Source organism: Aeromonas sp. PrichA-15 (assembly GCF_017939245.1).
GTDB classification, from domain to species: domain Bacteria; phylum Pseudomonadota; class Gammaproteobacteria; order Enterobacterales; family Aeromonadaceae; genus Aeromonas; species Aeromonas caviae.
The window spans coordinates 65813-87607 of record NZ_JAGKRH010000128.1; the positions used below are offsets into that span (position 1 = coordinate 65813).

Here is a 21795-nt window from a genome sequence, read left to right on the forward strand (position 1 = left end):
GACCCCCGTTAAACAATCGATGCATCGAACAAATAATTCAGAATAGGAATACGTTTTATTTATCACCGCATATAAAAAGGGCGCATCATCTTGTATTAAACCTGTTTTTTGTATGGAAAAGCCCGAATCAAATGACAGGGGTGCATTACACTCAAAACGACGCTTCATACCCAGAAAGTGTGAAGGGTTCGTCAACGAAGAGATGTCGGATGATTCTATTTTCTTGGCTGGGGTGTGCTTATGTTCGACTCGAAACTTAAAAAAGAGCTGGCAGCAGAACGAGAGAGGGCCTTGAAAAGCGAGGCACTGGATCATGCCATGCACGATCATCTTCCCATGATTGAATTCACTACCGATGGTTATATTCTCGATGCCAGCCCGCTTTTTCTTCATTCCGTCGGCTACTCCCTCAATGAGATCGTGCAGCAGCATCACGCCATGTTCTGCATGAAAGAAGATACCGACTCTCCCTCCTATCGGGAATTCTGGCGAGATCTGGCAAATGGGCACAGCCAGCATGGCACCTTCCACCGGGTTGGCAAACAAGGCAAGGAAATATGGCTGGAGGCCACCTATTTCCCCGTCAGCCAGGGCGGAAAAATAATCAAGATCATCAAAATAGCGTCAGATGTGACGGTGCAACATGATCTGCTCATGACTCAAAAAGCAATATTTGAGGCGCTGGATCGCTCCCTCGCCGTCATCGAGTTTGAACCGACTGGTGTTGTTATTTCCGCCAACCGTAATTTCCTGGATACCATGGGCTATCGACTTGATGAAATTAAAGGCCATCAACATCGCATGTTTTGTGATGAGCTGTTTTATCGGGAACATCCCGATTTCTGGCAGGAGCTGGCTCAGGGGACGTTCAAATCGGGACGCTTTCAGCGATTTGATAAAAAAGGCCATGAAGTCTGGCTGGAGGCAACCTACAACGCTGTGCGGGGCAGCCATGGCAAGGTGATCAAGGTCATCAAGTTTGCCTCCAATATCACCCCGCAGATCAGCAAAGATCAGGCCGTACAACATGTGGCCAAGGTGGCAAATGAAACATCTGTCACAACCAAATCCTCCGCCATCAAAGGAGAGGAGATGTTGACCACCGTCGTCTCCACTTCGGACAATATTGTCAGACAGATGGAACATGCCAGCACCTTGATGAGCAAGCTCCACGCTCAATCCCAGAATATCACCGCCATCGTATCCACCATCAGCAGCATTGCAGACCAGACCAACCTGCTCGCGCTCAATGCCGCCATCGAAGCGGCGAGAGCCGGCGAACAAGGCAGAGGCTTTGCCGTCGTGGCCGATGAAGTTCGTCAACTGGCGGCAAGAACCTCCCTATCGACCAACGAAATAGCCAATGTCGTCAGCCAGAATCAGCAGCTCACCAGGCAGGTCAGCGAGCAGATCCAGTCCGCGGCAGACGGTGCCATCCACGGGCAAAAGCAGATCGATGACGTTGCAAAAGTGATGGAGGAGATAAGACACGGAGCAGAAGAGGTGTCGACCATCATCTCGGAACTCTAGATAAATCAGGGAAGCACTCAGGAGCCTGCCATCGAGCAGGCTCTTTGATGTTCACACCAGGGGTCGCAGCTTGGCACGTGCAGATTCAAGAGATGAACCGGCTCTTCAGGTCGCTGCCATTCTGGCTGTCAATCAACTAGAAACAAAAAGGCCACTATTGCTAGTGGCCTTAGTAACTCTTTGATTTTAATGGTGCCCGAGGCCGGAATCGAACCGGCACGACGCGAACGTCGAGGGATTTTAAATCCCTTGTGTCTACCGATTTCACCACTCGGGCACCGCAATCGGTATCAAGCTCGCGTGGCGGGCTTGTCAATATGGAGGCACGTTCCGGAGTCGAACCGGACTAAACGGATTTGCAATCCGCTGCATAACCGCTTTGCTAACGCGCCATGCAAAAGAGAGGAACTCTCTATTGTCTGAATTTGGAGCGGGAAACGAGACTCGAACTCGCGACCCCGACCTTGGCAAGGTCGTGCTCTACCAACTGAGCTATTCCCGCATCGGTCTGGCTGACTGCCTGACTGTGAGAACGCATTCTAGCGATGTTCCCCGCCCAGTCAACCAAAAACATTTAATACGCTGATCGTTCGGGTGTTTTTTACCCTTGTCCCACACTTTTGGCGCTCATGGCCGTTTCTCGGCGCCAGTGGCAGAGAAACGGCCATCTTCCCGTCGGGACTAGAACCGGGAGTGGTAGCTGAGATCGCCCCAGGCGGCCTTCATGTACTGGAACATGGACCAGAAGGTGAGCACGGTGGCCACGTAGAGCAGCACATAGGCGAGCCACACCATCCAGATGTCGTATTGCCAGATGAGGCCGGTGAGCGACACCATCTGGATCATGGTCTTCCATTTGCCAATCCAGCTGACGGCCACCGAGGAGCGCTTGCCAAGCTCGGCCATCCATTCACGCAGGGCGGAGATGATGATCTCCCGGCCAATCATGGTCATGGCGGGGATGGTGACCCAGACGGTGTTGTAGTGCTCGACGATGACCACCAGGGCCGCCGCCACCATGATCTTGTCGGCCACCGGATCGAGGAAGGCGCCAAAGGCGGTGGACTGGTTCAGCTTGCGGGCAAGATAGCCGTCAAACCAGTCGGTTGCGGCCGCCAGGATAAAGACGATGGCCGCCGCCATGTAGGACCACTGATAGGGAAGGTAGAACAGGATGACGAAGACGGGGATGAGCAAAATCCGAAAGAACGTCAGCAGGTTAGGAATATTTGTCATTATTTTCAGCCACTTCTTGTATGCCGCTACATGGTAGCCCCAAGCCGATCGCGGATGCAACCGAACTGGCGCCCGCCTTGGTCCATTAATCCATCAATAACCTCAGGATGCCGGTCATTATGGCATTTGGGAGCCCCCTGCGTCACGGCTCTTGTGCGCAGGCGGCAAGCCCTGATGCCCCCTGGCGTGACCTCCTTCACACCAAAGGCAGCGCTAGAGCGAGTGCAATGCGTCGTGGATGGACTGGGCCAGCTCCTGGCTGATGCCGGGCACCTTGGCGAGCTCGTCCACCCCGGCTTTTTTCACCTCCTGCAAACCCCCCAGGTATTTGAGCAGCGCCTGCCGCCGTTTCGGCCCCACCCCGGGAATCTCTTCCAGGGTACTGGTGGTGCGGGCCTTTGCCCGCCTGGCCCGGTGGCCCGTGATGGCAAAGCGGTGGGATTCGTCGCGAATGTGCTGGATGAGGTGCAAGGCGGGCATGTCCGCCGGCAGGTGCAGCTCTTCGTGGCTGTCCCCCAGGATCAGGGTCTCCAACCCCGCCTTGCGGGTCACCCCCTTGGCGATGCCCACCAGCAGCGGATATTTGCCGCCGAGGAACTCCAGCTGGCGCGCCAGGATCTCCTCCGCGCGGCGCAACTGGCCGAGACCGCCGTCGATAAACAGCACATCCGGCACCTTGTCCGGCTCCTGCTGCTTGCCAAAGCGACGCTCCAGCGCCTGCTCCATGGCGGCGTAGTCATCCCCGCCGGTGATACCGTCGATGTTGAAGCGGCGGTATTCCGAGGAGAGCGGCCCCTCCCGGTTGAACACCACGCAGGAGGCCACGGTGCGCTCCCCCATGGTGTGGGAGATATCGAAGCACTCCATGCGGGCGATGGGGCTCTCGAGCTCCAGCAGCTCCTCCAGCTGATCGTAACGGGCGGTGATGGTGCTCTTGTGGGCGAGGCGCGAGCGCAGCGCGGTCTGGGCGTTGATGGAGGCGAGCTTGATGAAGCGGGCCCGCTCGCTGCGTGTCCGGCTCACCACCCGCACCTTGTAGCCGGCGGTCTGGCTCAGGGTGTCGGCGATGACGCTCTCATCCTCCAGCGCCACGTCCAGCAGCACCTCGCTCGGGATCTGCCGTCCCCCCTGCCCCGACAGATAGAACTGCAGCAGGAAGGATTGCACCACCTCGTCAAGCGGGGTATCGGCCGGCACTTTCGGGAAGTAGCTGCGCGATCCCAGCACCTTGCCCTGGCGGATGAAGAGCACGTGGATGCAGGCGGTCCCCTGCTCGAAGGCCACCCCCACCACGTCGAGCTCGTCCAGCACGTTGCCGCTCACCGACTGCTGCTCGGTGACCCGACGCAGGGCCTGGATCTGATCCCGGTAGCGGGCCGCCTCCTCGAAGCGCAGATCGCCGCTGGCGGACTCCATCTTGCCCACCAGCTCGCCGATCACCTGCTGGTTCTTGCCCGCGAGGAACAGCTTGGCCAGTGCCACCTGCTGAGCATACTCGGCCTCGCTCACCAGCCCCGCCACGCAGGGGCCGGCGCAGCGCTTGAGCTGGTAGAGCAGGCAGGGGCGGGTACGGTTGGCATAGACGGCATCCTCGCACTGACGCACCGGGAAGATCTTCTGCATCAGGTGCAGGCTCTCGCGTACCGCGCCACCGGAGGGGTAAGGGCCGAAATACTCCCCCTTCACCTTGCGGGCGCCGCGATGGACGCCGATGCGCGGGTGCCGATGGTCGGTAATGATGATCCAGGGGTAGGACTTGTCATCCCGCAGCAGCACGTTGTAACGGGGCTGGTACTGCTTGATGAGGTTGTGCTCGAGGATCAGCGCCTCGGTCTCGGTGTGGGTGACCGTTACCTGCACATCGGCAATCTGGCGCACCAGGGTGCGGGTCTTGATGCTGTCGACGTTGGCTCGAAAGTAGGAGGTGAGCCGCTTTTTCAGATCCTTGGCCTTGCCCACGTAGATGACGGTGCCGCCGCTGTCGTACATGCGGTAGACACCGCTCTGGTGGGTGACGGCGCTCAGAAACGCCTTGCTGTCAAAATGGGGCTCGGGAGAGAGGGTCATCGGCAACTCGACTCAACGGATGAATGCAAAAAGACGGGGAGAGCATACTGCCCACAGCCTGCAAAAAGCAAAAGGCGGCCGGTGCCGCCTTTGGTGTCCACACGCCCCCGTTACAGGGTATCGGCATCCAGCATGCCATAACGAATGGCCAGATGGGTCAGCTCAACGTCACCGTTGATCCCCAGCTTGCTGAACAGGCGGTAGCGGTAGCTGTTGACCGTCTTCGGGCTCAGGTTGAGCTGCTCGGAGATGTCGGTCACCTTCTGCCCCTTGGTGATCATCATCATGATCTGCAGCTCCCGCTCGGAGAGGGACTTGAAGGGGTTCTCGTCGGCGGAGGCGAACTGGCTCAGGGCCATCTGCTGGGCGATCTCCGGGGAGATGTAGCGCTGACCGGAGTGAACCAGGCGAATGGCGTGGATCATCTCGTCCGGCGCGGCCCCCTTGGTGAGGTACCCGGCGGCGCCCGCCTGCATCACCTTGGTGGGGAACGGATTTTCTGAATGAATGGTCAGCACTATGATGCGTACATCGGGGCGGATCCGCAGGATCTTGCGGGTCGCTTCCAGACCGCCGATGCCCGGCATGTTCATGTCCATCAGGATCACATCGGGGTGATGTTGCCGACAGAAGGCCACCGCGGTTTCCCCGCTCTGCGCCTCGCCCACCACCTTGATCCCGCGGACGTCTTCCAAAATGCGTCTTATCCCTGTACGCACCAACTCATGATCATCGACCAGGAATACATTAATCACCCAAACACCCCGTTTTTTATCTCGTTATATGCCAGTTAGGGTTAACACGGCGTCTTGCATCATAACCAAACTCGATGATTTGGCAAACCATGGGCGGGAAAAGTTTGAAATTGCTCGTAAAATCCGTTTTAAATCAAATTATTATACAAAGAATCAATTAAAAAACGGCGCCCTGGGGCGCCGTATTGCATCAAAGCCGTTTCGCCAGCCTCAACCGGCCAGCAGCGCACGTACCTTGTCGAGATCGGCCTGGGTGTCCACCCCCACCGGCGGGGCTTGCAGCGCCTGGGCCACGTGGATCTTCTCCCCGTACCAGAGCACCCGCAGCTGCTCCAGGGCTTCGACCTGCTCGAGCACGCTCGGTGCCCAGTCCACGTAACGCTGGATGAAGCCGGCGCGATAGGCGTAGATGCCGATGTGGCGTTGGTAGTGATCGCCAATCTGCTCGCGGCTCTGGGCAAAGCGGTCCCGATCCCAGGGGATGCTGGCGCGACTGAAATAGAGGGCATACCCCTCCCGGTCGGTCACCACCTTGACGGCATTGGGATTGAACGCCTCTTCGGCATCCCTGATCGGCACCGACAGCGTCGCCATGGGCGCGCTGGCCGCGGCCAGGTTGTCCGCCACCTGGCGGATGATGACGGGGGGAATGAGGGGCTCGTCCCCCTGCACGTTGACGATGATGGTATCGGCGGCAAAGCCGTAGTGACGGCACACCTCGGCCAGACGCTCGGTGCCGGACTGGTGATCCGGTGAGGTCATGCACACCTCGAACCCGGCAGCGGCGGCAAAGGGAGCCAGAGCCTGCTGCACCCGCTCGTCATCGGTGGCGACGATCACCCGATCGGCGCCCGATTGCAGGGCCTTCTCCACCACGTGCTGCACCATGGGCTTGCCGTGAATGTCGGCCAGCGGCTTGCCCGGCAGCCGGGTGGAGGCGTAACGGGCAGGAATGACGACGACGAAACTCATGGCTTCAGCTCTTCCAGCGCCAGGTGACGGGCCCGGTTCTCCAGCAGCACCGGGATCCCCTCCTCCAGGGGATAGGCCAGTCTGTCGAAGCGGCAGATGAGCTCCTGAGGGCCCTCGGCGTGCGCTTGATAGTGCAGTTTCCCCTTGCAGACCGGGCAGGCGATGATGTCGAGCAGTTTAATATCCAGTGCCACAACGAAACTCCTTTAACGATTTCCCACAGGCGATCTTGCCTGGCATGTCAATGTGCAGGGCCAGCCCCCGAGTCCGGGCGCTGGCCGTCTGTTCCAATCCGGTGGCGCCCGTCAGGGCGCCTGGTGCCCGTTCCCTCTTCCGGGCTGCGGGCCCAGGGTGCGCAGCAGCGCCTCCCCCAGGGCATCGGGCAGCTCGGCGCTGACCGGCAGATACCACCAGTTGTCCGGGGCGAAGGGGCGGCACTTGACCGCATCCTTCTCGGTCATCAGCAAGGGGCGCTGGCCGAAGCGGGCCAGCAGCTCGGCGGCGTCGAACGCCTGGTGATCCCCGTAGCCGACGCTCTGCACCAGCTCGTAACCAAGGGCGGTCAGGGTGGCGAAGAAACGGGGGGGATGGCCGATGCCTGCCAGGGCATCCACCGGCCCCGAGAGGGGGGCCGTGAGAGGCGCATCATCGCACACCCGGCGCAGGGTATCCGGCACCAGGCGCATGGCGTATTCGCCACGGGCGGGTTCGCCGCCGTTGCAGATGATGGCGTCCACCCGCTTGAGGCGGGTCGTGGGCTCGCGCAGCGGCCCCATGGGCAGCAGACAGCCATTGCCAAAGCGGCGCGCACCGTCCACCACCACCAGTTCGATGTCACGGGCCAGGGCATAGTGCTGCAGGCCGTCGTCGGTGACGATGATGTCCACCTCACCGCTTTGCTCCAGCAACCGCACAGCATCGGCCCGTCTGGGGGCCACCGCCACGGGGCAGCCGCAGCGTCTGGCGATGAGCACGGGCTCATCCCCGGCCTCGGCCGGGGTACTGCTCTCATCCAGTCGATAGGGGTAATGGGGCGCCTTGCCGCCATAGCCGCGGCTCACCACGCCCGGGCGCCAGCCCCGGGCCTGGAGTTGTTCCACCAGCCAGACCACCACCGGGGTCTTGCCGTTGCCCCCCACCGAGAGATTGCCCACCACCACCACCGGCAGGGTGGCCCGATAGGCGCTGAACCAGCCCCGGCGATACCCCAGACGGCGGACGCCGCTGATGAGGGCAAACAGCAGGGCGAAGGGGGCCAGCCCCCAGCGCCAGAGGCTGTTCCCGTACCAGAGTCTGGCCAGCATCAGCCCTTGTTACCCGTGGCTGTATTACCAAACTGAATGGCCCGCAGCTGGGCATAAGTACCATGCATGTCCATCAGGGTTTGGTGGTTGCCGCGCTCGACGATGTGTCCTTCGTCGATCACCAGGATCTCGTCCGCCTTCTCGATGGTGGAGAGGCGGTGGGCGATCACGAGGGAAGTGCGCGCCTTGCACAGCTCGTCGATGGCCGCCTGGATGTGGCGCTCGGACTCGGTGTCCAGGGCCGAGGTGGCTTCGTCCAGCAGCAGCACCGGGGAGTCCCGCAGCAGGGCGCGGGCGATGGCGATGCGCTGGCGCTGGCCGCCGGAGAGGGAGGCGCCGTTCTCGCCGATGACGGTGTCATAGCCTTCCGGCATCTTGCTGACGAAGTCGTCCGCATGGGCGATGCGGGCCGCCTGCTTGATCTCGTCGCGGCTGTACTTCTCTTCCGCCGCGTAGGCGATGTTGTTGGCCACGGAGTCGTTGAACAGATGCACGTGCTGGGAGACCAGGGCGTACTGCTTGCGCAGCTCGCTCAGGCGGTATTCGCGGATGTTGACGCCATCCAGCAGAATTTCCCCCTCTTCGATGTCATAGAAGCGGGTCAGGAGGCTCGCGATGGTGCTCTTGCCGGAACCGGAACGCCCCACCAGGGCCACCGATTTGCCTGCCTCCACCTTGAAGCTGATGTTGCGCAGCGCTGGTGTCTCCTTGGTCGGGTAGGTGAAGGTGACGTTGCGAAACTCGATTTCACCTCGGGCACGTTCCAGGGTGCGGGTGCCGGTGTCCTGCTCCGGGGTGGAGTCCAGCAGACCGAACAGGCTCTGGCAGGCGGTGATGCCGCGCTGGAACTGGTTGTTCACGTCGGTCAGGCTTTTCAGCGGCTTGAGCAGCATCATCATGGAGGTGACCATGACGGTGAAGGTGCCCGCAGTCAGGGTCGCCTTGACGCTGTCGATGGTGGCGACATAGAGGAAGACCGCAAGAGCCACGGAGGCCACCATCTGGACGATGGGGCTGCCGATGGCGTCGGCGGCGACCATCTTCATGGTCTGCTGGCGCATCCGGTTGCTCACCTGGTAGAAGCGCTTGTCCTCCACCTCCTGACCCCCGAACATCAGCACCTCTTTGTGCCCCTTGAGCATCTGCTCGGTGGAGGTGGTGATGTCACCCACCGCCTGCTGGATGTGGCGGCTTATCTTGCGAAAACGTCGGCTGATGATGCTGATGAGGATCCCGACCAGGGGCCCCACCACCAGGAAGATCACCGACAACTGCCAGGAGTGCCAGAACATCAGGCCCAGCAGGCCGATGACAGTGGCCCCTTCCCGCACCAGGGAGACCAGGGTCGAGCTCGCGGCGGACGACACCTGACCGGCGTCATAGGTCACCTTGGAGAGCAGGTTGCCGGTGTTCTGGCGGTCGAAGAAGCTCATGGGCATGGCCATCAGGTGGCTGAACACCTGCTGCTGCAGGCGCATCACCACGTGGTTGCCGACCCAGGCCATGCAGTAGTTGGAGAGGAAGGCGGCGCAGCCGCGCAGAGCCACGATGCCGAGGACGAAGAAGGGCATCCACTTGAGCACGCTGCTGTCGTTGCCGTTGAGCCCCTGATCGATAAGCGGTTTGATGGAGTAGACGAAGGTGGTATCCACGGCCGCGTAACCCAGCATGCCAATGATGCCGCCCACCAGACCCAGCTTGCGATCCCGGACATAACCGAGCAGGCGCTTGAAGACGGTCCAGCTCTCTTGTGAGGTTTCTTGTTGCATGAATAGCCGTTAATAAGGGAAATGACGGGCTATTCTAGCCAAACCTTGGAGCTACACCAAGCGCCGCTGGCGCGATGGCTACAACCCGGGTCACAAATGAAGGCCGCCCCTTGCCGGGCTGGCTCACCGGATCCTCACTCCCTTCCCCATACCTGCGGCTGCCACCAGGGGCCGCCACGCCTGTACCAGGGCCCCTGCTCCCGCTCGGCCCGGATCCTGAGCCCCGCGTCCCCCGGCTCGATCAGGATGGCGCCCGCCTCCCCCGTGACCCACTGCCGCGCCCCCTGGTATCGCGCCACCACCTCGGGGCGGGGAAAGCCCCACTGGTTCATGAAGCCTGCGCTGTGCACCACGAAGGCAGGTTTCACCGCCGCCACGAAGGGGGCCGTGGAGGAGGTGCGACTGCCATGATGCGGGCTCACCAGCAGGGTGCTGGCCAGCCCCGCGCCCTCCCCCTCCTCCAGCGCCTGCGCCAGCAGGCGGCGCTCCGCCTGCTGCTCGATGTCGCCGCTCAGCAGCAGCCGATGGCGCCCGTCGTCCAGCTGCACCACGCAACTGTCGTTGTTGCGCCCTGCCCCGGCTGCCAGGGGCCAGAGCACCCGCACATCCAGCCCCTGCCAGTGCCACTGCTGACCTCGGCGGCAGGCCTGGGTAGCCGGTGTAAAGGGGAAGGAGGAGAGCTCCCGGCGTACCGCCATGCTCTGCAGCAGAGCCTGCCGGTTGCCCGCGTGATCCCTGTCTCTGTGGCTGATGATCAGGGTGTCGATCACCCGGATGCCGAGCCGGTTGAGCAGGGGCAGGATGGCCGCATCCGCCATGTTGTAGCCCCCGGGGTAGCGATCCCCGGTATCAAACAGGATGGCCCGCTCCCCCCGGGTGACGAGCACCGAGAGCCCCTGCCCCACGTCCAGCACCCTCACCTGCCAGGAAGCGGGAGCAGGCCAGAGGGCGAGCAGCATGGCCGCCGCCACTGGCCCCCCCAGGGCGCGCCCTCCCGGCAGGTGCCATCCCGTCCACAGCAGGATCAGCAGGGCGCTGGCGGGCATCAGCCAACCGGGCACCGGCCACCAGAGCTGCAGGCGATCCGCCAGCTGCGTGAGCCCCCACAGCACCCACTCCAGGCCGAAGGCGGAGACCCAGAGCAGGCCGTGGGCCAGCAACGTGGAGAGGGGCGCCACCAGCACGCCGATGAGCGCCAGGGGAATGATGACAAGGCAGAACAGCGGCAGTGCCAGCAGATTGAGCAGAAACGCCAGGGGCGCCATCCCCTCGAACAGCAGCAGTTGCAGGGGCAGCAATCCGAGCAGCAGCAGAAGTTGCAGCCGCACCAGGCCGGGGCGATCGTGCAACAGGCTCGCCAGCAACAGCAGGGCCACCGCCAGAAAAGAGAGCCAGAACCCCGCCGAATAGAGGGCGAAAGGGTCCCACAATGTCAGCACCACAAAGGCCCACAGCCAGATCCGGTGGCTCGGCCAGTCCCGCTTTAGCCAGCGCAGCAGGCTCCACACCAGCACCATGATGAGGGCACGCTCGGTGGCCACCGCAAACCCCGCCAGCCAGCTGTAGGTGGCCGCGAACAGGAGTGACACGCAGATAGCCCCGCGCAGCCCGAACAGCCGCCCGAGCCACCAGCCGAGCACCGCTACCAGAGCAATATGCTGGCCCGAGATGGCGATGATGTGGGTCAGGCCGCTGCCGCGAAAGAGTTCCCACTGGGCATCCGTGATCCCTCCCTGTTCCCCGAAGGTGAGGGCCGCCAGCAGGGGGGCCTGCGCCATCCCCTCCCAGGCGCGACTCGCCGCCGCCAGCCAGCGATCGCGCACACCCGGGGGCACGGCATCCAGGGCGATGACCCGGCGCAGGTTGCCGGTGGCGGTGATCCCCTTGCCAAGGAGCAGGCGCCGCCCATCCATCCCCGCTTCGTTGGCCAGGCCATGGGCCGGCTTGAGAGAGGTCACCAGGGTGACGCGGCTGCCGGCAGGCAACGGCGGCAACACCTGATAGGCATTGACCCGCACCAGGGGTGGCACGATGAGGGGGCGATCGTCCAGGGTGTCGAGGCGCAGCAGCAGGCGCGCAAATTTATCCCCCTCTTTCTCTCCCGAAGACTCCGTACTTTGCACGTGTGCGGTTATGATGTGGCTCGTTTTTTTGCCAAGCTGATCCAGCCAGGCAAGCCGGTAGTGCAAATTCACCTGCATCCAGAGGATGCCGAGCAGCAGAAACAGCAGCCGCCAGCAACGACCACCGGCAAGGGGGGAGCGCGAGCAGCAGCATCAGACCACCCCATTCCCATGAAGGCAGCCATGGCCAAAGCAGTGAGGAGCTTGCCCCCAGGGCAAACGACAACAGACGCAGATCCATGGAGCAAGTATTTAGCAAGGTTCAGAACATGCCCAAACGAATCATACAGCGCTGGATACCCGACCCGGCGACCCTCAAGGAACACAAGCACTTGCGACTCTTTGGCAAGCTGCTGCTGGATGCCAACCTCTGGCATCTCAACCGGCGCTCCGCCGCCGGTGCCTGTGCGGTCGGCCTCTTCATGGCCTGGGTGCCCCTCCCCTGCCAGATGCTGCTGGCCGCTGGCGGCGCCATCGCCTGCCGGGTCAACCTGCCCCTCTCGGTGGCCCTGGTCTGGCTCTCCAACCCCCTGACCATGCCACCGCTGTTTTATGGCGCCTATCTGGTGGGCTGCCAGTTGCTGGGGCAACCCTCCCAGCACATCGAGATCACCTTCACCTGGGCCTGGCTGGTGTCGGTGTTCGAGACGGTGGCCCCGCCGCTCTTGCTGGGCTCCCTGGTGCTTGCCCTGCTGAGCGCCCTCGTCGGCTATGTCCTGGTTCGCGCGGGCTGGCGCCTGAGCACGGTGCGCCAGTGGCAAAAACGCAAGGTGGCGCGCCCATGCTGAACCGCTGGTTGGCCCGCTTCAAGATTGACCCCGATACCCTGCGCCAACAGAAGTGGTTCGCCCTCTTTGGCGAGCGACTGCTGACACCCGCCCTCTGGCAAGGGGGAACGCGGGCCCTCTGTGGCGCCGTGGCGGCCGGGCTGTTCGCCAGCTGGGTCCCCATGCCCATGCACTCCCTGGTGGCCGTCGCCCTGGTGCTGGCGTTCAGCTTCAACCTGCCGCTGGCCCTCTTGGCGGTCTGGTTCAACAACCCGCTGACGCTCCCCTTCATGTACCTCTACGCCTATCGTACCGGTTGCCTGGTGCTGAACGAGACGCCAGCCCCCTTCCATCTCACCTGGTCCCTGCACTGGCTGGAGCAGGAAGCGGCTATCCTGGTGCCCCCCTTCCTGCTCGGCAGCCTGCTGCTGGCGGTGCTGAGCGCTGCCGCTGGCGCCTTGCTCACCCTGCTGCTGTTGCAACTGGGCAAACTGACCCGCCCCCGCTAGGTTGCCAGCACGCCGTCCTTGTCTCGGGCGGCGTGCCTTGCCATCGTCTGCCTCTGCCACCACACTCCTTGTAACCCGTTGTTTTTCGACCCCCATTCGAAACAAGGAGCCCACCATGGCCGAACCGCTCACGCTGGCCCATGCCAATGGCAACCCCCTCTCCCTGCTCCCCGCCATGGCCAATCGCCACGGCCTCATCACCGGGGCCACCGGCACCGGCAAGACAGTCACCCTGCAGGTGCTGGCGGAGGGGTTTTCCCGCCTCGGCGTGCCGGTCTTTCTTGCCGACGTGAAGGGGGATCTGAGCGGCCTGGGCGCCGCCGGCACCCCCTCTGCCAAGCTGGATGCCCGTCTGGCCCAGCTCGGCCTTCAGGCACCCGACTTTGCCGCCAGCCCCACCCTGTTCTGGGATCTCTTCGCCGAAGAGGGCCACCCGGTGCGGGCCACCGTCTCCGACATGGGGCCTCTGTTGCTTGCACGCCTGCTCGGCCTCAACGACACCCAGAGCGGGGTGCTGGAGCTGGTGTTCAAGGTGGCGGACGACGAGGGGTTGCTGCTGCTCGATCTGAAAGACCTGCGGGCCATGGTGCAGTTTGCGGGGGAGCACGCCAAGACCCTCACCACCCGCTACGGCAATGTGTCGACCGCCTCCATCGGCGCCATCCTGCGCAACCTCCTCACCCTGGAGAGCGCGGGCGGCAATCACTTCTTCGGCGAGCCCATGCTGGACATCCAGGATCTGATGCAGACTGACGGGGCAGGCCACGGCCATATCAATGTGCTGGCCGCCGGCAAGCTCACCCAGTCCAGCCGCCTCTATGCCTGCTTCCTGCTCTGGCTGCTCTCCGAGCTGTTCGAACAGTTGCCCGAGATAGGGGATCCGGAAAAGCCCGTGCTGGTGTTCTTCTTCGACGAGGCCCACCTGCTGTTCAAGGATGCGCCCAGGGCACTGCTGGAGAAAATTGAGCTGGTGGTGCGCCTCATCCGCTCCAAGGGGGTGGGCGTCTATTTCGTGACCCAGAGTCCGGCCGACATCCCCGACAGCGTGCTGGGGCAGCTTGGCAACCGGGTGCAGCACGCCCTGCGCGCCTTCACCCCGAGCGATCAGAAGGCGGTACGCATCGCCGCCAACACCCTGCGGGCCAACCCTGCCTTCGACGCCGCCGGAGCCATCACTGAACTGGGGGTCGGGGAAGCGCTCATCTCCCTGCTCGACGAGAAGGGGCGGCCCAGCGTGGTGGAGCGCGCCTTCATCGCGCCCCCGGCCAGCCGCATCGGCCCCCTGAGCGCGGCCGAGCGCCAGGCGCTTATTCAGGGCTCATTGCTCTACGGCAGATACGACACCCAGGAGGACAGGGAGTCAGCGTTCGAGCGGCTTCAGGAGGCATCGCCCGCCGCCGATGACGAGACCGCTTCCCCACAGACCGACCAGGGCGGCGGTCTGCTGGATGCCTTGAATGGCATCCTGTTCGGTCGCACCGGCCCCCGTGGTGGCCAGCATGACGGGGTGGTGCAGACCGCCGCCAAGAGCGTGGCCCGCACCCTCGGCAACGAGGTGGGACGCCAGCTTATGCGCGGGGTGCTCGGCTCCCTGCTGGGGAGCAGCAAGCGGCGCCGCTGATGCCGGAAAATGAAAAAGCCCGCCGTGTCGGCGCAATGCTGTTCAGATAAGCACTTTTTTGACTGATTATTCATAAATTGGATTTGAGTTGAGGGGGCAAGGCTGTGTCCAGTCGATCTTCCTCCAGCCTTTATCCAGCGGGGCTTGCAATAGAAAGAGGGAGGCATCATGCCTCCCTCGCTTTTTTGTCCTGATACTACGTGGACTGGAACTCAAATTCTCTTAAGTGAACAGCATTGCGCCGTGTCGGCGGGCTTTTTATGGCTGAAGCAAGGCGCTTGGCGCAGATGCTTCTCTCTTACAACACCTTGGCGATGGCGTCGCAGAGGGGATCAATGTTGGCGCGGGTGATGCCTGCCACGCTGATCCGGCCGGAGCCGACGATGTAGATGGCGAATTCGCTCTTGAGGCGCTCCACCTGATCCTTGGAGAGACCGGAGAAGGAGAACATGCCGTTCTGTTCGCGGATGAAACTGAAATCCTGGTTCACCCCCCGCTCGGCCAGCTTCTCCACCAGCAGCTCACGCATCTCGCGAATGCGCACCCGCATGGCGGCCACTTCTTCCACCCACTCCGCATAGAGGGCCGGGTCGCTCACCACGGTGGTGACAACGGCGGCGCCGTGTGACGGCGGGTTGGAGTAGTTGGCACGAATGACGGTCTTCACCTGGGTGAAGGCGACGTCGGCCACCGCCTTGGTCGCGCAGACCAGGGTGAAGGCGCCGACCCGCTCGTTGTAGAGGCCGAAGTTCTTGGAGAAGGAGCTTGCCACCAGCAGCTCGTCGTGGCACTCGGCGAAGATGCGAAGGCCTTCGGCATCCTCTTCGATACCCCGGGCGAAGCCCTGATAGGCGAAGTCAAAGAGCGGCAGCCAGCCGGCGGCAGCACTCTGACTGGCCAGGGCACGCCACTGCTCGGTGGTGGGGTCGATACCGGTCGGGTTGTGGCAGCAGCCGTGCAGCAGCACCAGATCCCCCGCCTGCGCGTCAGACAGGGAGGCCTGCATGGCGGCGAAGTCGAGCCCCTTGGTGGCGGCGTCGTAGTACTTGTACCACTTGACGGTCAAACCGGCCGCCTGGAACACGCTGACGTGGTTCGCCCAGGTGGGATCGGAGATCCAGATGGTCTTGGCGAGATTGTTGCGTACCACGAACTCGGCGGCGATGCGCAGGGCACCGGTACCGCCCGGCGCCTGCGCTGTCTTGGCGCGGCCGCTGGTCACCAGGGCGGCATCACGGCCGAACAGCAGTTGCTGCACGATGCGGCCGTATTCGATATTGCCTTCGATACCGAGGTAGTTCTTGGTCTTCTCGTCGGTCAAGAGCTTCTGCTCGGCTTGCTTGACGCAGTGAAGGATAGGAGTGGCACCGGTCTCATCCTTGTAGATACCGACCCCCAGATTGATCTTGTGGCTGCGAGTGTCGGCACGGAAGGCTTCGGTCAGGCCCAGGATCGGATCCGCTGGGGCGGCAACAACCTTTTCAAACATGGTATTCCCTGTAGTCCGTTGAGTTCGTTGGCTGGCAAAGTAGGTTGGCAAACAAAAGCGCCCGTCCAGGGAGCGCTTCGTCAGCTCTTTATACCACTGCCTTCCATAGGGGAAAACCGCTTTCTCGGCGCCGCCTCAACCAATCCCGTGCCAATCCGGTGCCAGGGCACACACCTCGACCGACAGACCCCGATTCGACTCCACCAGATCATTGCACTGCACCAGCAGCGCACGGGGGATACGGCTCGGCTCCCAGGGCCGGCCATCCCCCAGGGGAACCCCGTAAGCCGCCTTGATGGGCACCAGATCCCGGGGCAACCACCAGCTCGCCGGTCTCCCCAACCGCTGGGCCAATGCCAGTACTCTGTCGACCCCGGCCGGATCCAGGGCGGTGAGGTGGCTCCAGAGGGTCTGGGGCGGCAAGGCGGCGATCAGGGGCTCCAGCGTGCCGGGATCCTCGGCGGGATACCAGACCAGCAGGGCGTCGGCGGGCAGTGGCAACTCGGCGAAGGCGCCGACGGCATCGGTTGTGATCACCCGCTGTATCTCCCCCTCTCCCCAGAGGATCTTGCCAAGCTGCGCCAGGGTGCGGGCTGGCAGCGCCACCTCCCCCAGGGTCTGGAGCCAGGGGGCGGCATCCAGCAGGGTGCCGCCGCTGAGAAACAGGCTGAACGGCCGTGCGGCCCGCAGACGAAGGGGCAGATCACTGCAAAGCCGGATCCCCTTGTCTTCGAAGTCGATCTGCTCGATGGGGCTGAAATGACCCTCCCCCTTGCGATACAGGGCCGCCAGCACCCGCTCGTTGACCCTCTCCCCCAGTTGCCAGCCGTGGGATTGCAGCCACTCCTCGGGTTCCGGCGGGGCACTGGCCATCTTCGCCAGCATCAGCTCCCGGGTCAGATAGCGGTGCCCGGCAGGGGTGAGCTCATAGTGATGATTGCCAAGGGCCAGCAGCAACTGGTTGTCCCGAAGCATGCCGATGAGCGGCTGCCATTGACGACCGCGAACAGCCTGGGAGCCGCCGCTCAGCAACTGCTGTGCCAGCGCGCGCCACTCGGGGTGGGTGAAATCGATCAAAGGCATCCTTCCCTGTCGGCCAATCTGCTTCAACAAATTGAATAATCTAGCGATTTACCAGAGGAGAACCAAGGGGGCAAGGAAGACAACGTGATATGGCGCAGGGCCAGAGGACGAAAAGTGGTGAAGGGGCCAAAAAACAGAACGGCCAAGCGAGCTTGGCCGTTCATCAACTAAATCAGCGCAGAGGCTAGATTAGAAGTTGTATTGCAGGGCAACAGTGAACTCGTCGTCCTTGTCGTTGATACCCTGGATTTTGTACTCGGTGTACGCCTTGAACTTGGAAGTGAAGTTGTACTGCACGCCCAGCAGGGTTTCGTCGACGATGTCTTCGTAAGAAGAACCGGCGGAGTTGGACAGTACCTTGCCTTCGGCGAAGTTGTAACCGGCCAGGAAGGTCCAGGCGTCAACGTTGTAGGAAGCAGCCAGCTCGTAGCCACGGCCCTTGTCCTTGTTGTTGCCTTGGGTGGTGTTGTCGTAGCTCAGGTCACCCTGGGTGTACATACCGGCGAAGTAGAAACCGTTGATGGCGTAGTGTGCGCCCAGGGCCCACTCTTTCTTGTCGCCAGAAGCGGTGCTGACGGTGCTTTCCAGGTCGGAGTAAGCGTAACCGGCGTTCAGGCCCAGACCGAAGTCGAAGTCGTAGCCAGCAGCAGCGGCGTAGCCGTAGTTGCGCTTGACGTTCGGACCGTAGACGTCGGTTTCCTTGATGCCTTGACCGATGTCAGTAACCTTGACGGCTACTTCATCGTTGGTCTGGTAGGACACTTTGCCCTTGAAGCCACCGAAGGTGTTGGAGTAGATGATCTGGCCTTCTTGACGACCGTCGTAGAAGTTACCTACGTCACCCCATTCGTTGAAGATATCGGTCGGCTCCAGCACGTCGTAGAACGCGGTGTCGGTCTGGCCGAAGATGATCTTGCCGTACTGGGTACCGTCCAGGCCGACGTATACGTGACGGGAGTTGAACTTGTTGTCAGAGTTTTCGGCGGATACTTGCCACTCGGTCTTGGCGATACCGGACCAGGTGTTGTTCAGGCCGACTTTGCCGGACCAGCCCAGACGGGAGGAACCAACCAGTTCAGCGTCGGTATTGTCGTGTTCACCGTAGTAGTTGGCTTGAACACGGCCATAGATATCAAAAGAGGTACCGTCTTTGTCGTAAACGACAGCAGCGTTGGCTGCGGATGCGAACAGAGCCGGGATAGCAATAGCCAGAATTGTCTTTTTCATAGTTTCCAATGCCTACTGTAATTAAACACTAAGTCCTTGTTATTCCCTGTGTTAGCGATGTTCTTTGCATCACTATGGCGCCGAGACTATCACCGGGTTTTCGAATCCGCAATGAAAAAACTTGGAACTTTTTATGAAAACCATAGTCACAGGGAAAAATTTGTGAGCTGAATCTCACAATGTTTTCCCCATCAGGGAAAACGTTTACAGCGATACTCTCTGCCTGAATCCCTCTTTTTTGGTGGTTTATTGCAACCCCCTGTTCCCTCATAACATATGTGCAAAGCCGGGGCTGACCCGACTGCTTCTCCCCTGCCTCGACCCGGGCCGCCTGTTGCGGGTATCCTGTTGCCATCCACACCGACACGGCCACACCTTCTTTATGCTATCGACTCGCCTCAAAGCCACCATCCGCAATACCTATCGCCAGATTGCCGATGGTTTACCCGGTTTTGTGCCGCGCAAGGAGCAGAATTTCCTGGTTGCCGAAATCGCCAAGACCCTGATGGGAGAATATGACAGGAGTCGCCGCATCCTGGTGGCCGAGGCTGGCACCGGCATCGGCAAGTCCCTCTCCTATGCCCAGGGGGCCATACCAGTGGCACGGCTGACCCAGAAGAAGCTGGTGATCTCCACCGCCACCGTGGCCCTGCAGGAGCAGCTCATCCACAAGGATCTTCCCTTTTATCACCGTCACAGCGAGCTGCCGTTTCGTTTCATGCTGGTCAAGGGGCGCCAGCGCTACTGCTGCGAGCACCTGCTGGAGCAGGCGGCAAACGGCAGCGAGATGGCCAATTTCGAACTCGACTTCGGCGCATTGAGCAAACACAAGCCATCGGATGCTGACAAAGCGTGCTACCAGGGGCTGTGGCAGGCCTACACCGAAGGCAAGTGGGACGGGGATCGGGACAACTGGCCCAAACCCATTCCGGACCCGTGCTGGGATCGCATCGCCGCCGACCGCCACACCTGCAACAAGGCCCTGAGCCACCATCAGCACTGCCCCTTCCACCGCGCCCGCAACGACATGGACGCAGCAGATGTGCTGGTGGTCAACCACGCCCTGCTGCTCTCCGACCTCACCATGGGGGGCGGCATCATATTGCCGCCGCCGGACGAGTGCATCTATGTGCTGGACGAAGCCCATCACCTGCCCACCATCGCCCGGGATCACGGCGCCGCCAGCGCCAGCATCAAGGGATCCCGCCGCTGGCTGGAAAAGCTGGTGCAAAGCGCTGGCAAGCTGGCCAGAACGCTGAACAAGGAGAGCCTGCTCGACCCCCAGCTCAAACTGCAGGATGCCCTGGCCTCTCTCCAGCCGGATCTCAAGGCCCTCGAGCAGTGGCTCACCAGCAATGATCACCTCTTTGGCGGCGAGCCCCACCACAGATTCGCCGATGGGGTGCTGCCGGATCCCCTGCCCATGCTGGCGGAAAACCTCAAGGAGGCGAGCAAGAAGGCACTGAGGGCGCTGGACAGAATGCAGGGGGCCATCGGCGAAGCGCTCAAGGATGGCGAAATTCGTCGCAAGGAGGCCGAGCCTCTGCTGGCGGAGAGCGGTTTTCACCTGCAGCGGCTCGAGAGCTTCTGCGCCCTCTGGGAGATGCTGAGCCGCCATGTTCCCACCGGCAAGACCCCCCTCGCCCGCTGGATGGCCAGAAGCGAGGACGGGGACATCTGGCTGCACGCCTCCCCCATCGAGGTGGGGTATCTGCTGGAGGAGTGGCTCTGGTCCCGCTGTCTCGGGGCCGTGCTGGTGTCGGCGACCCTCACCGCCCTCTCTTCCTTCAGTTATTTTCGCCACCAGGTAGGGCTCAAGGAGCATGACGGCACCCGCTATCTGCGGCTGCGCTCCCCCTTCGATTACCACAAGGCCGAACTCTATCTGCCCAAGATGGCCCATGAGCCCAGTGCCCCCGCCTTCACCCAGGAGTTGATCGATACCCTGCCCCGCCTGCTGGCAGGCAAGGAGGCCAGCCTAGTGCTCTTCTCCTCCTATCGCCAGATGAATGAGGTGGCGGTGGGGCTGCGGGCCAAGGGGATGTCGCTCCTGGTACAGGGGGAAGCGTCCCGCAGCGCCCTGCTCCTCTTGCACAAACAGAAGTGCGACGGCGGCCAGGCCAGCATCCTCTTTGGCACCGGCAGCTTCTCGGAAGGGCTGGATCTGCCTGGCCACTACCTCACCAACCTGGTGATCACCAAGCTCCCCTTCGCGGTGCCCAACTCCCCCGTGGAAGAGGCGACCGCCGAGTGGATAGAGCAGCGCGGCGGCAACCCCTTCCTGCAACTGACGGTGCCGGAGGCGTCGCGCAAGCTCATCCAGGCCTGTGGCCGCCTCATCCGAAAAGAGGCGGATCGGGGGCGGGTCACCATCCTGGACCGGCGCCTGCTGACCAAGCGCTACGGCAAGGGGCTGCTGGACGCCCTCCCCCCCTTCACCCGACGCATCGAGTGACACGGCTGACGCCCGCCATGCGATCCCCTGTCCCTCATGTCAGGAGGGGGCAGGAAGATAGAAGAGCACGCTGCCCGCAGGACTCGGGGCAGCGGGATCCACACCCCGCACACCGGAAGGCGCCATAAACGGCTATTGCCGCTGTGGGGCAAACCTGTAAAAATGACCCCCTATTTTTCAGTGGGCAATTGCCTGACTGTTCAAGGAGATGAAATGAAACTGACTGTTCTGGTACCGGCCCTGGCTGGTCTGTTGTGGGCAGGTAGCGCCCTGGCCGCTAGCCAACTGGAAATTACGAATCCCTATGTCATCCAGCTGCTCGATGGCGAACCCGTCAACCCCCAGCTGCTCGACAAAGCCACCGTCTTCTCCCTGGAGCCCGGCAGGCACCAGGTCGTGGTCGCCTTCGAGGGCAACTACTCCAGCCGCAGTGAAACCAAGCTGGTCACCGCCGAGCCCCTGGTGATCAACTTCACCGCCGCCGACAACCAGCAACTCTTCCTCGACTTCAAGAAGCCCCGCAAGGAAGAAGAAGCCAAGCGTTTCGTCAAGGAACAGAACGTCGTTCTGAAAGACAAATCCACCGGCCAGGTTCTGAAATCCGAGCAGTTCGTCATGCCGACCGTGGGTGGCTTCCAGCTGACCCGTGACTATCAGCAGGAGCTGCTGAAGATGGGCAAGGCCTTCAACCAGCCCAAGACCGTTTCCGTCTCCACCGCCGCCGTGATGGCTGCCGCCAGCGCACCGGTGGAAGTGGCCCCGAGCAAGGCCATGAGCAACCCGGAAGCCCTGACCCAGCTGCAGAGCTGGTACAACAAGGCCGATGCGGAGACCCGCAAAGCCTTCCAGATCTGGGTGATCCAGCAGCAGTAAGGCGCATCGCACGCC

The 21795-nt window shown here is 62.1% G+C and carries 16 protein-coding genes, 3 tRNA genes and 1 pseudogene; 6 read left to right on the forward strand and 14 right to left on the reverse strand.

The genetic code is table 11. The annotated features are described in order from the left end of the window. Window positions 1-240: 240 nt before the first annotated feature. Window positions 241-1530 carry a methyl-accepting chemotaxis protein gene (locus J9889_RS15750; RefSeq protein WP_048207956.1) on the forward strand — a complete coding sequence of 430 codons (1290 nt, stop codon included), beginning with the start codon at window positions 241-243 and terminating at the stop codon, window positions 1528-1530. Between the two features lie 190 nt (window positions 1531-1720). Here the strand turns inward: J9889_RS15750 and J9889_RS15755 are convergent. From J9889_RS15755 to J9889_RS15805, 11 genes and pseudogenes are all read right to left on the reverse strand, one after another. After that, window positions 1721-1807 (reverse strand) — tRNA-Leu (locus J9889_RS15755). Window positions 1808-1848: 41 nt separating this feature from the next. Next, a tRNA-Cys gene (locus J9889_RS15760) sits at window positions 1849-1922 on the reverse strand. 34 nt (window positions 1923-1956) lie between these two features. After that, window positions 1957-2032: transfer RNA gene (locus J9889_RS15765), tRNA-Gly, on the reverse strand. Between the two features lie 179 nt (window positions 2033-2211). Further along, the gene (gene pgsA / locus J9889_RS15770; protein ID WP_010675229.1) at window positions 2212-2766 is read right to left on the reverse strand and encodes a CDP-diacylglycerol--glycerol-3-phosphate 3-phosphatidyltransferase; all 555 of its coding nucleotides are present in this window, start codon (window positions 2764-2766) and stop codon (window positions 2212-2214) included. A gap of 213 nt (window positions 2767-2979) precedes the next feature. Beyond that, window positions 2980-4833 (reverse strand): excinuclease ABC subunit UvrC, encoded by a 1854-nt coding sequence (uvrC, locus tag J9889_RS15775; RefSeq protein WP_210557301.1) that lies wholly within the window; start codon window positions 4831-4833, stop codon window positions 2980-2982. 110 nt (window positions 4834-4943) lie between these two features. Then, complete coding sequence (gene uvrY, locus J9889_RS15780; RefSeq protein WP_010675231.1) at window positions 4944-5588, reverse strand: UvrY/SirA/GacA family response regulator transcription factor; 645 nt, start codon at window positions 5586-5588, stop codon at window positions 4944-4946. 210 nt (window positions 5589-5798) lie between these two features. Beyond that, window positions 5799-6560 carry a 3-deoxy-manno-octulosonate cytidylyltransferase gene (kdsB, locus tag J9889_RS15785; protein WP_039040278.1) on the reverse strand — a complete coding sequence of 254 codons (762 nt, stop codon included), beginning with the start codon at window positions 6558-6560 and terminating at the stop codon, window positions 5799-5801. Next, complete coding sequence (locus J9889_RS15790) at window positions 6557-6754, reverse strand: Trm112 family protein (RefSeq protein WP_010675233.1); 198 nt, start codon at window positions 6752-6754, stop codon at window positions 6557-6559. Before J9889_RS15790 ends, kdsB begins: the two co-directional genes overlap by 4 nt. Before the next feature lie 111 nt (window positions 6755-6865). Next, window positions 6866-7864, reverse strand: a complete 999-nt coding sequence (gene lpxK / locus J9889_RS15795; protein ID WP_010675234.1) for a tetraacyldisaccharide 4'-kinase — start codon at window positions 7862-7864, stop codon at window positions 6866-6868. Further along, window positions 7864-9633: a lipid A ABC transporter ATP-binding protein/permease MsbA gene (gene msbA, locus J9889_RS15800; protein WP_010675235.1), complete on the reverse strand. Its 1770-nt coding sequence runs from the start codon at window positions 9631-9633 to the stop codon at window positions 7864-7866. The genes lpxK and msbA overlap by 1 nt, the downstream gene beginning before the upstream one ends. 134 nt (window positions 9634-9767) lie before the next feature. Further along, window positions 9768-12088: pseudogene (locus tag J9889_RS15805) on the reverse strand (DNA internalization-related competence protein ComEC/Rec2). On the opposite strand from J9889_RS15805, the gene J9889_RS15810 reads away from it, so the two are divergent. The 3 genes from J9889_RS15810 to J9889_RS15820 all read left to right on the forward strand — a co-directional run bounded on the left by J9889_RS15810 (window position 12026) and on the right by J9889_RS15820 (window position 14653). Continuing rightward, complete coding sequence (locus J9889_RS15810) at window positions 12026-12544, forward strand: DUF2062 domain-containing protein (protein ID WP_210557302.1); 519 nt, start codon at window positions 12026-12028, stop codon at window positions 12542-12544. The pseudogene J9889_RS15805 and the gene J9889_RS15810 sit on opposite strands and share 63 nt — an antisense overlap. After that, entirely contained in the window at window positions 12538-13032 is a 495-nt protein-coding gene (locus J9889_RS15815) for a DUF2062 domain-containing protein (protein WP_042017571.1), read from the forward strand. Before J9889_RS15810 ends, J9889_RS15815 begins: the two co-directional genes overlap by 7 nt. A gap of 115 nt (window positions 13033-13147) precedes the next feature. After that, on the forward strand, window positions 13148-14653 hold the full coding sequence (locus J9889_RS15820; RefSeq protein WP_010675239.1) for a helicase HerA-like domain-containing protein: 1506 nt from the start codon (window positions 13148-13150) through the stop codon (window positions 14651-14653). A 298-nt stretch (window positions 14654-14951) separates the two neighbouring features. On the opposite strand, the gene J9889_RS15825 is transcribed toward J9889_RS15820, so the two are convergent. From J9889_RS15825 to J9889_RS15835, 3 genes are all read right to left on the reverse strand, one after another. Beyond that, entirely contained in the window at window positions 14952-16142 is a 1191-nt protein-coding gene (locus J9889_RS15825; RefSeq protein WP_041213134.1) for an amino acid aminotransferase, read from the reverse strand. 135 nt (window positions 16143-16277) lie between these two features. Beyond that, window positions 16278-17219 (reverse strand): hypothetical protein, encoded by a 942-nt coding sequence (locus J9889_RS15830; protein ID WP_210557304.1) that lies wholly within the window; start codon window positions 17217-17219, stop codon window positions 16278-16280. 195 nt (window positions 17220-17414) lie between these two features. Continuing rightward, a complete protein-coding gene (locus J9889_RS15835) occupies window positions 17415-18452 on the reverse strand; it encodes a porin (RefSeq protein ID WP_210557306.1) in 1038 nt (345 codons plus the stop codon). A 382-nt stretch (window positions 18453-18834) separates the two neighbouring features. Here J9889_RS15835 and dinG point away from each other — a divergent pair, with 382 nt between their 5' ends. Both dinG and J9889_RS15845 read left to right on the forward strand, forming a co-directional pair. Next, entirely contained in the window at window positions 18835-20907 is a 2073-nt protein-coding gene (dinG, locus tag J9889_RS15840) for an ATP-dependent DNA helicase DinG (RefSeq protein WP_128343768.1), read from the forward strand. Between the two features lie 213 nt (window positions 20908-21120). Further along, window positions 21121-21780, forward strand: a complete 660-nt coding sequence (locus J9889_RS15845; protein WP_039040268.1) for a DUF2057 domain-containing protein — start codon at window positions 21121-21123, stop codon at window positions 21778-21780. The last annotated feature ends 15 nt before the right edge of the window (window positions 21781-21795 follow it).

Bases quoted from the DNA above. Each gene is read 5' to 3' on its own strand.
- J9889_RS15810 (WP_210557302.1), top strand. From the start codon at position 12,026: ATGCCCAAACGAATCATACAGCGCTGGATACCCGACCCGGCGACCCTC.
- lpxK (WP_010675234.1), bottom strand. From the start codon at position 7,864: ATGCTGGCCAGACTCTGGTACGGGAACAGCCTCTGGCGCTGGGGGCTG.
- J9889_RS15825 (WP_041213134.1), bottom strand. From the start codon at position 16,142: ATGTTTGAAAAGGTTGTTGCCGCCCCAGCGGATCCGATCCTGGGCCTG.
- J9889_RS15750 (WP_048207956.1), top strand. From the start codon at position 241: ATGTTCGACTCGAAACTTAAAAAAGAGCTGGCAGCAGAACGAGAGAGG.
- pgsA (WP_010675229.1), bottom strand. From the start codon at position 2,766: ATGACAAATATTCCTAACCTGCTGACGTTCTTTCGGATTTTGCTCATC.
- J9889_RS15845 (WP_039040268.1), top strand. From the start codon at position 21,121: ATGAAACTGACTGTTCTGGTACCGGCCCTGGCTGGTCTGTTGTGGGCA.
- uvrC (WP_210557301.1), bottom strand. From the start codon at position 4,833: ATGACCCTCTCTCCCGAGCCCCATTTTGACAGCAAGGCGTTTCTGAGC.
- dinG (WP_128343768.1), top strand. From the start codon at position 18,835: ATGCTATCGACTCGCCTCAAAGCCACCATCCGCAATACCTATCGCCAG.
- J9889_RS15820 (WP_010675239.1), top strand. From the start codon at position 13,148: ATGGCCGAACCGCTCACGCTGGCCCATGCCAATGGCAACCCCCTCTCC.
- msbA (WP_010675235.1), bottom strand. From the start codon at position 9,633: ATGCAACAAGAAACCTCACAAGAGAGCTGGACCGTCTTCAAGCGCCTG.
- J9889_RS15835 (WP_210557306.1), bottom strand. From the start codon at position 18,452: ATGAAAAAGACAATTCTGGCTATTGCTATCCCGGCTCTGTTCGCATCC.
- J9889_RS15815 (WP_042017571.1), top strand. From the start codon at position 12,538: ATGCTGAACCGCTGGTTGGCCCGCTTCAAGATTGACCCCGATACCCTG.
- kdsB (WP_039040278.1), bottom strand. From the start codon at position 6,560: ATGAGTTTCGTCGTCGTCATTCCTGCCCGTTACGCCTCCACCCGGCTG.